Below are 7,975 nucleotides of genomic sequence, written 5' to 3'. Positions count from 1 at the left end.
AACGACAGTGCGGACATCATCGTTCTGGTGGATGAGGGGCACCGCAGTCAGGGCGGAGAGAACCACGCCCGCATGAAACACGCGCTGCCCAATGCGGCCTTCATCGCCTTCACTGGCACGCCGCTGCTGAAAGACAGCGAGACGACAGGCCGATTCGGGAAGATCATTCATTCCTACACCATGCAGCAGGCAGTTGCGGACGGCACGGTGACGCCGCTTCTGTATGAGGAGCGGAAGCCGGATCTGGATGTGAATGACCGCGCCATTGACGCCTGGTTCGATCGCATCACGCAGGGACTGACAGAAGACCAGATCACGGATCTCAAGAAACGCTTCGCCCGCGCCAATCAGGTTTACAAGGCGGATGACCGTATCCGGCTGATCGCCATGGATCTGGCGACGCATTTCGACAACAACATCGACAAGGACCTCAAGGGGATGCTGGCCTGTGACAGCAAGCTCTCCGCCATCCGCTACAAGCAGTATCTGGATGAGGTCGGTCTGTTCGAGAGCGCCATTGTCATGAGTCCGCCCGACACGCGGGAGGGGCATGAGGAAGTCGATGAACGCAGGCAGCCGGAGATTCAGGAGTGGTGGAAAAAGAATGTCGGCAGTCAGAGCGAGGATGACTACACCCGGAACGTGATCGAGCGGTTCGGTAATGACCCGGACCTCAAGCTGATCATTGTAGTGGACAAGCTGTTGACCGGGTTTGATGAACCGAAGAACGCGGTTCTGTATATCGACAAGCCGCTGAAGCAGCACAATCTGTTGCAGGCGATTGCCCGTGTGAACCGGCTGCATGACCAGAAGAAATACGGTCTGCTGATCGACTATCGCGGGATTCTGGCGGAGTTGGACACCACTCTGGCGCGCTATGACCAGTTGGCCGCCGAGAATGTCGGTGGGTATGACCCGAAGGACATTGCCGGTCTGTATAGTCAGATGAGCACGGAGTATCGGGAGCTCCCTGCCCTGCACACTGCGCTCTGGGCGATCTTTGACGGCGTGAAGAACAGAAGTGACATCCAGCAGCTTCGCTCCGTGCTCATGCCGCGCATGGTGGAAGAACACGGCCAAATGGTAGACGTGAACCTCAAGCGGCGGGACGATTTTTATGAAGCGCTGACAAAGTTTGCCGCGTGCCTGAAGGTGGCGCTGCAATCGGTTGCGTTCTTTGAGGACAGCAGTTTCACGGAGAAGGACCGCGCTACCTACAAGGAGACTCTGAAACAGCTGACCAACCTGCGTCGGATGGTGATGCAGGACACGGGCGAAACCGTGGATTTCGACCAGTATGCCGAGCAGGTAAGGAAGCTGCTGGATCGGCATGTGGCGGGTGTGCAGGTCCATAAGTCGGAGGGACTATATACTGTCGGCAGCATGGGGCAGCAGCAGGAAGGTGGCCCGGAGAACTGGTCGGAAGAGAAGACCCGCAACGAGACGGACCTGATCCGCACGCGTGTGACGAAGATGATCGATCACGAGATGCAGGATGATCCTTATGCGAAGGAGGCATTCTCAGCGCTGCTGCGCAAGGTGATTGAGCAGGCGGAAAGTCTATTTGATCATCCCCTCAAGCAGTTTCTGCTGTTTCAGGAATTTGAGGAACAGGTTGCCGAGCGAAGGCTGGACGGCATTCCCGCCGTATTTGAAGGACATCGCCACGCGCAGGCCTATTATGGCGTGTTTCTGAAAACGCTTGCCGCCATCTTCAACCACAAGCAAACGGATGAAGAGATGCAGCGCTGGATTGATCTGGCGTTTGAAATCGACCGGATTGTCGACAAGGCCGTGCGGGAGAATTCGCTCAGTCGTCCGGACATGGAGAAGACGGCCCGCAAGGAACTCCTGCCGTTGCTGTTCAGTGTGGGCCAGAAGGTCGGCTTTGGCGTGGACAAGGCACAAGAGCTTATTGAGCAGATCATTCAGATCATGCGGGCCGGTCCTGCCGACACGCTGCACGACTGAACATGCCAACCGGAAAGACACGGGTTCTGACTTATGGCGGAGAGCAGATCCGGGTGGCGCTGCTGTTCCGTTCCCGCCCCGGAACGGTGCTGCGGATCAAGGTGCATCCGGACCTGACGGTACAGGCGGTTGTCCCTGACGGTACGCCGGATGCGGATCTGGAGCGGGCGTTGCAGCGGAAGACACGCTGGATCTGGCAGAAGCTGCGCGATTTCCGGACGGTTCAGGAGCATGCCACGCCGCGCGAGTATGTCAGCGGGGAGAGCCATTTCTATCTGGGACGACGGCATCTATTGAAGATTCATCATCAACCTGATGCACCCGAGACTGTGCGGATGTTGCGGGGACGGCTGGAGGTTTCCGTGCAGGAGCGTCATGCCTTACGGATTCAGAAGCTGCTGGATCTCTGGTATTTCGCACGGGCACAGGATGTTTTCCGCAATCGACTGGACGCGCTGCTGCCGTCCGCCTTGTGGGTGGCTGAGCCCCCGGCCCTGAAGCTTCAGGTGATGCGGACCCAGTGGGGCAACTGTTCACCGGGAGGCGTCGTCACATTGAATCCGCATCTGGTGAAAGCGCCGCGTGACTGCATCGACTATGTGATTTTGCATGAGCTTTGCCATCTCAAGGAGCACAATCACGGCGCGGCGTTCTGGCAGTTGCTCGGGCGTGTCATGCCAGACTGGGAACGGCACAAGGCACGGCTGGACGGGATGGCGGAGCTGGTGTTGCAGGGAGCATGAGGTGTGTCGGTTTGTCGGTTTGCGCCGCCAGTATTTCAGACATCCCAATACCACTTAAATTCCATATTATAAATAAAAATTATTATACATTAAAATTAACCGTGAAAATTACAGATGAATACACCACAAATTTTATCCACTACATCTCCAGAACATCATTTTAATTATTCCAGCCAACATCACCGGAAACCAGCACTGACCGTTATAGCCTCACACGGGATGCCGAATGTTTCGGACTGCCATTTCCTCTCCACACTCAAGGCAACAACGCTCAGGAAAAGGGAAGGTCATGGACGATGCTGATTTGATCAGGATATTTACAAAGGCGATTTACATCCTGATGACGGAATCATCAGAGATGATTCGAACCTGTATTATTCTGGCAACACTACTTAACAATCGACCGTCAACAGGCTGACTCATCCTCACTGTATATAGACAATACGGGCACAGGAAGGGAATAAGGGAGCGACACCGTATTTCCCTGTTCATATTCCGGACGCACCTGCCCCATGTCCTGCCGACTCCCTACTGCTTTCATTGCCGGAACGTTTGCATCTGCTTTGCTGACAACGTCTGCGCTGGCCTCCCCGCCTGTTTCATCGCAGACGAACCAGACGGACGCACAGCCAGCAGCCAAAACAGCCACACCTCAGCCTGTCTCCGGCAAACCGGTGGCGATCAGAGCAACGGACAACAGGACAAAGACCGGCACAACGCGCGCCAGAGCCACTCCCATCGCCGGTATTCTGGACGGCTCCAACGGCGAAACGGTCACCGTTCACGGCCATCACGCTGCCGACGGCACCGGCGCAAAATACATGAACAAGACTGTCTATCTTGGACCGTTGGGCAATCGGGACACGCTGGACACGCCTTACTCCGTCATGGGCGTTCCGCACGATGTCATCGTCAACCAGCAGATCCGCAACCTCAACGATCTGGCGCAGTATCTGCCGTCCGTGCAGCTGGAAGTCCGCGGCGATCCCAACACGTCACGCCCGCAGTCACGCGGGTTCGAGGCTGATGTCATTTCCAACTCCCGTCTGGATGGGTTGAACGTGGTCTCCACCACGCCTTATCCGGCCGAGTGGGTGGACAATCTACAGGTTCTGAACGGTCTGGCGGGCGCGATGTACGGGCCCCAAAACCCGGCTGGTGTCTTTGAATATACCCTGAAGCGCCCGACTGACCGGCGCACTGAACGACTTTCCGTCGGCGTGGATTCCGTCGGCACACCAACCGTCAATGGCGATATTTCTGGTCGCCTCGGCAATAATGGCTGGTTCGGCTATCGCCTGAACATGCTGCATGCCGATGGCACTGCCTACACGCAGGGCAGTTCGATACGCCGTGAAATGGTCAGCGGTGACTTTGACTTCCATCTTGACGACAAGACGGTCATCGAAGTCGATGCCAGCCACTATACTTACGATCAGCGCGGAACAGCGCCCGGCTTCGGCATTTTGGCCACCGGTGTCGGTGGCGACAAGCTGCCCGAAGCCCCCGATCTGGGCAAACGCCTTGCTCCCCAGTGGAGCGGCTACAACATGGAAACCAACACGTTCCTTGCCAAGATCAAGCACCAGATTAACGAGAATTGGAGCTTCACTCTCGGCGGTCTGTATCAGGATGCAGCACGTCAGGCCTTCGGTGTGGCCGATACCCTGTGCGATGGTGGCAAGACCTGTGGTGGCAAGACGGGCAGCGACGGCTGGTACAGCTCGAAGGCAACCGCCACGACCACAGCTGATGATTTCCGTGTCGGCAGTAACATGGCCTATTTCAACGGTCGCGTTTACACCGGCCCCATCCGGCATGATCTGGTCATCGGCACCAACGGCTACATGATGGGCAATTATAACCCCGTCGCCGCCGTGACGAGCGCACAGAACCTCGGCGTCATGAACATGTATGGCGCTTCCCCCAATGGCGGAACGCAGCCCTATTATCGCGGGCGTTACAAATCCAGCAGCGTGACCAGCCAGTCCTTCATCATCGGTGATACGCTGAAGATCAACGAGCACTGGTCGATCATGGGCACACTGGCGTGGAGCTGGATCAATCAGGAAGGTGCGCTGAACGCCTCCAGTCCGCTGATGAAGCGATTCAGTAAATCGGCGGCTTTCAGCCCGACGACAAGCATCATGTACAAGCCGACCGAGAACCAGACGATCTACTTCACATATGGTCGGTCGGTTGAAGCCGGGCCTGTCACCCCGAACAGCGCCAGCTATACCAACACAAATATCGCGCTCCCGATTGCACACTCGGAAGAATACGAAGTCGGCTACAAACTGCGTTTCCTCAAGAAAATGCAGTTTAACGTCGCCGGTTTCCGGATCACCTCGCCTTACGCCATGTATCTCCCCGCGACGAACCCCTCCCATGGTTGCGCGGCAGAAACCAACTGCCAGACCTATCAGTATGGCGGTACACAGCGGAACTACGGCGTGGAAGCCCAGATTTCGGGTGAAGTCCTGCCCAACCTGTCCGTCCTCGCCGGCATGACCTGGCTGGACGCGGAGCTGGTTCACGCGGGCTCGTCCACGCTCAACAAGAAGGAAATCGTCGGGGCAGCCCCTCTTCAGGCGAGCCTCCTGCTGGATTACCGCCTGCCGGCGTCACTTGGTTCCTTTGCGTCCGGTTTCGCCTTCAATGCCGGGGTGCATTACATGGGCAACCGTGCGGCCAACGTCACCAACACCCTGCACACAGGGTCCTACACCACGCTGGAACTCGGCACGCGCTATGCCTTCCATGTCGCCCAGTTTCCTTGGGTCGCCCGGTTTGGCGTCAGCAACGTGACGAACGAACGCTACTGGGCCTCCGTTTATACCGGCGCTCCCAGCGGCACATCAGGCGCAGCATCGAGTCTGTATGCTGGCCTGCCGCGCGTCTATCACTTCACCCTGTCAGCGGAGTTCTGACAGACATATCTGCCTTGGGGAGCGCGTCGATCTGACGGCGCTTCCTGAGGACAGAATATCCGGTCTTGAAACTGGAACATGTCCAGAAAGAACTGCGGTGCTTCTGGATTAACCGGTGGTATCCACAGTTCCCTGCTTTTCCTGCCAAGACAACAGAACGCTTTTCAAATCTGCCAGATCCTGCACGGTAGCGTTTGCCGTGACGTCACCAGTAGTCTTTGCACTTGCGATCATATCGTCAAGCGACTGATACCAGCGCCATACCTGATCCCTGTGCCTCGTCTTGGTCCGGAATGATGATGGTGTCTCTCAGAGAGACACACACCATTCGGCGGGCAGACTTTGCTTCACAGCGGCCCGGGCCTGTAGATCCAGGTCCAGAACAAATTTAAGCACTGTTGCAGACAGCCGGACCATGTCTTCAGTGGTCTGGTCTTCTTCGGCAAGATTGCTGGCGCACTGTCCCGCCCAGGCAATGATGACCGGATCGGTAGACGCAAAACGGGATACACAGGCCCGGAGTTCCGCCAGTTCCTGTGTCGCGGGTTGCCGGACATCGCTGTCCGGGTGGTGATTCTGAAATTCCATGGATTGGTTTAACCCCTGTGAACAACGATTTTTCGTTGCGGCAAGGGTCACAGAGAAGACTTAGCATTGGGTTAAGTCTGGCTCTGTCCACAGGAGTCGGGCCAACTCCCGCAGAAAAAACCGGTTTCCGACCTCAGTTGTGGGTCTTCAGAAATGCCTGATAGTACTCATCGGCCATTTTCCGTAGTGATCGACCGATGGACACGTACTGATATTCATCAAGATTGGCCAAAGAGGCACGAGCCGCCGGACGCTGAAGACCAAACCCCTGCCCCGGCAGCAGAATGATTCCCGTTTCATCAGCAATTCGGAACAGGACCTCGCTGGAACTGGACCGTACGGCCATCCACTCAGCAAACTCATCGCCATACAGTGTGCGACAGATGCTCTTCAGATCGAGCATGGTGTAATAGTTGACGCCGTTGGGATCATTTGGCGGCGCGACACCGAGCGCCTTGTAAAGGGTCGCCTCACGACGGCGCAGAATGTTTTTGACCGTCTGCTTGTAGTGGTCGTGCTCATCCATCAGGCAAAACAAGCAGAACATGACCATCTGCACCTGCTGCGGCGTGGACAGGCCCGCCGTGTGGTTCAGCGCCACAAGACGGCTGTCGGCCACAATGCGATCAAGGAATTTGAGATTGCCGGGGTCCGTGGTCAGGCTGGAATAACGCTCCGCCAGTTCGGCCGTGAGCTTCGGTGGCAGTTTTCGGACAAGCTCGTCAATCGCGTTGTCCTTGTGCATACCGATGACGCCGAGCCGCCAGCCCGTCGCGCCAAAATACTTGGAGAAGGAATAGACAAGGATTGTATTGCGCGGGCAGACGGCGAACAGCGAACGAAAGTCGTCGGCAAAGGTCCCATACACATCATCGGTAATGATGATGAGATCAGGACGGTCATTCTGCACGATCTCGGCGATGGCCTGCATGGACGCGTCGTCCATCTTCACGGCAGTCGGGTTACCCGGATTGACGCAGAAGAAGATCTTAACCGCCGGGTCCTTCAGTTTTTCCAGCTCTTCCTTCGGATACTGCCAGCCGGTCTCCTGCGTGGCATGAATGCCGATTTCCTCAAGCCCGAACTCTTCGAGATGCGGGATCTCGATATAGGGCGAGAAGATCGGCATACCGAGCGCCACCTTGTCGCCCTTTTCAATCAGTCCGTTCTGCTTCAGCGAATTGAAGATATACGCCATCGCCGACGCACCGCCTTCGACCCCGAAGAAATCTACTTCCTCGCGCGCCAGCGTGCCGCCGGTCATCTCATTCAGAACGTAATGACCCGTAATCTGCTCGCTCAACGGCAGCATGCGCGGCGGCGTGGGGTAATGACAGCCCAGAATGCCCTCCGCCATCTCGTGCAGGAAAGCAGCGGCGGACAGGCCCATCTGATCACGCACATAACTGATCGCACGGTTGAGAAAACGGATTCCGTCTTGCCCACGCTTTTCAGACAGAAAGCGGTCGAAACGGTCCTCAATCCCCTCCATCCGGGCATGTCCGCCAATTCCTGCCGTCAGATAGGAAAAGGATCGCTCGGACTCCGCCAGTGCAAACTGCCCGAAATGAAAGAAGGCAGAGCGGGGCAATGTAGCCAGAAAATTCGGATTACCGCGACCGGCATTGAGCATGATGCGGCCCGATTTTCGGGTCGCCATGCGAATGAGTTTGTCCTTAAGCTCAAAAGGGCTCAGGTTCTTGAAACGCCTGTTGTCGGAAACCATCATTCATTCCTTTCGGC

The 7,975-nt window shown here is 56.7% G+C and carries 5 protein-coding genes; 3 read left to right on the top strand and 2 right to left on the bottom strand.

Annotation, left to right across the window (positions count from 1 at the left end; all coding sequences use genetic code 11):
- From B3759_RS04220 to B3759_RS04210, 3 genes are all read left to right on the top strand, one after another.
- Window positions 1-1,971, top strand: a 1,971-nt coding sequence (locus B3759_RS04220) for a type I restriction enzyme subunit R domain-containing protein (RefSeq protein ID WP_408736444.1), incomplete at its 5' end; no start/stop codon positions are given.
- A 2-nt stretch (window positions 1,972-1,973) separates the two neighbouring features.
- Entirely contained in the window at window positions 1,974-2,714 is a 741-nt protein-coding gene (locus tag B3759_RS04215) for a M48 family metallopeptidase (RefSeq protein WP_291363919.1), read from the top strand.
- Window positions 2,715-3,226: 512 nt separating this feature from the next.
- The gene (locus B3759_RS04210) at window positions 3,227-5,644 is read left to right on the top strand and encodes a TonB-dependent siderophore receptor (protein WP_291363917.1); all 2,418 of its coding nucleotides are present in this window, start codon (window positions 3,227-3,229) and stop codon (window positions 5,642-5,644) included.
- 309 nt (window positions 5,645-5,953) lie between these two features.
- On the opposite strand, the gene B3759_RS04205 is transcribed toward B3759_RS04210, so the two are convergent.
- Both B3759_RS04205 and B3759_RS04200 read right to left on the bottom strand, forming a co-directional pair.
- On the bottom strand, window positions 5,954-6,232 hold the full coding sequence (locus B3759_RS04205; RefSeq protein ID WP_099348774.1) for a hypothetical protein: 279 nt from the start codon (window positions 6,230-6,232) through the stop codon (window positions 5,954-5,956).
- Between the two features lie 133 nt (window positions 6,233-6,365).
- Window positions 6,366-7,958 (bottom strand): bifunctional aspartate transaminase/aspartate 4-decarboxylase, encoded by a 1,593-nt coding sequence (locus B3759_RS04200; protein WP_408736445.1) that lies wholly within the window; start codon window positions 7,956-7,958, stop codon window positions 6,366-6,368.
- Window positions 7,959-7,975 lie beyond the last annotated feature (17 nt).

The sequence above is a fragment of the Acetobacter sp. UBA5411 genome (genome assembly GCF_002409645.1).
Classification (GTDB): Bacteria; Pseudomonadota; Alphaproteobacteria; order Acetobacterales; family Acetobacteraceae; genus Acetobacter.
This window is presented reverse-complemented; position numbering and strand designations above follow the sequence as displayed.

Bases quoted from the DNA above. Each gene is read 5' to 3' on its own strand.
- B3759_RS04215 (WP_291363919.1), top strand. From the start codon at position 1,974: ATGCCAACCGGAAAGACACGGGTTCTGACTTATGGCGGAGAGCAGATC.
- B3759_RS04210 (WP_291363917.1), top strand. From the start codon at position 3,227: ATGTCCTGCCGACTCCCTACTGCTTTCATTGCCGGAACGTTTGCATCT.
- B3759_RS04205 (WP_099348774.1), bottom strand. From the start codon at position 6,232: ATGGAATTTCAGAATCACCACCCGGACAGCGATGTCCGGCAACCCGCG.
- B3759_RS04200 (WP_408736445.1), bottom strand. From the start codon at position 7,958: ATGGTTTCCGACAACAGGCGTTTCAAGAACCTGAGCCCTTTTGAGCTT.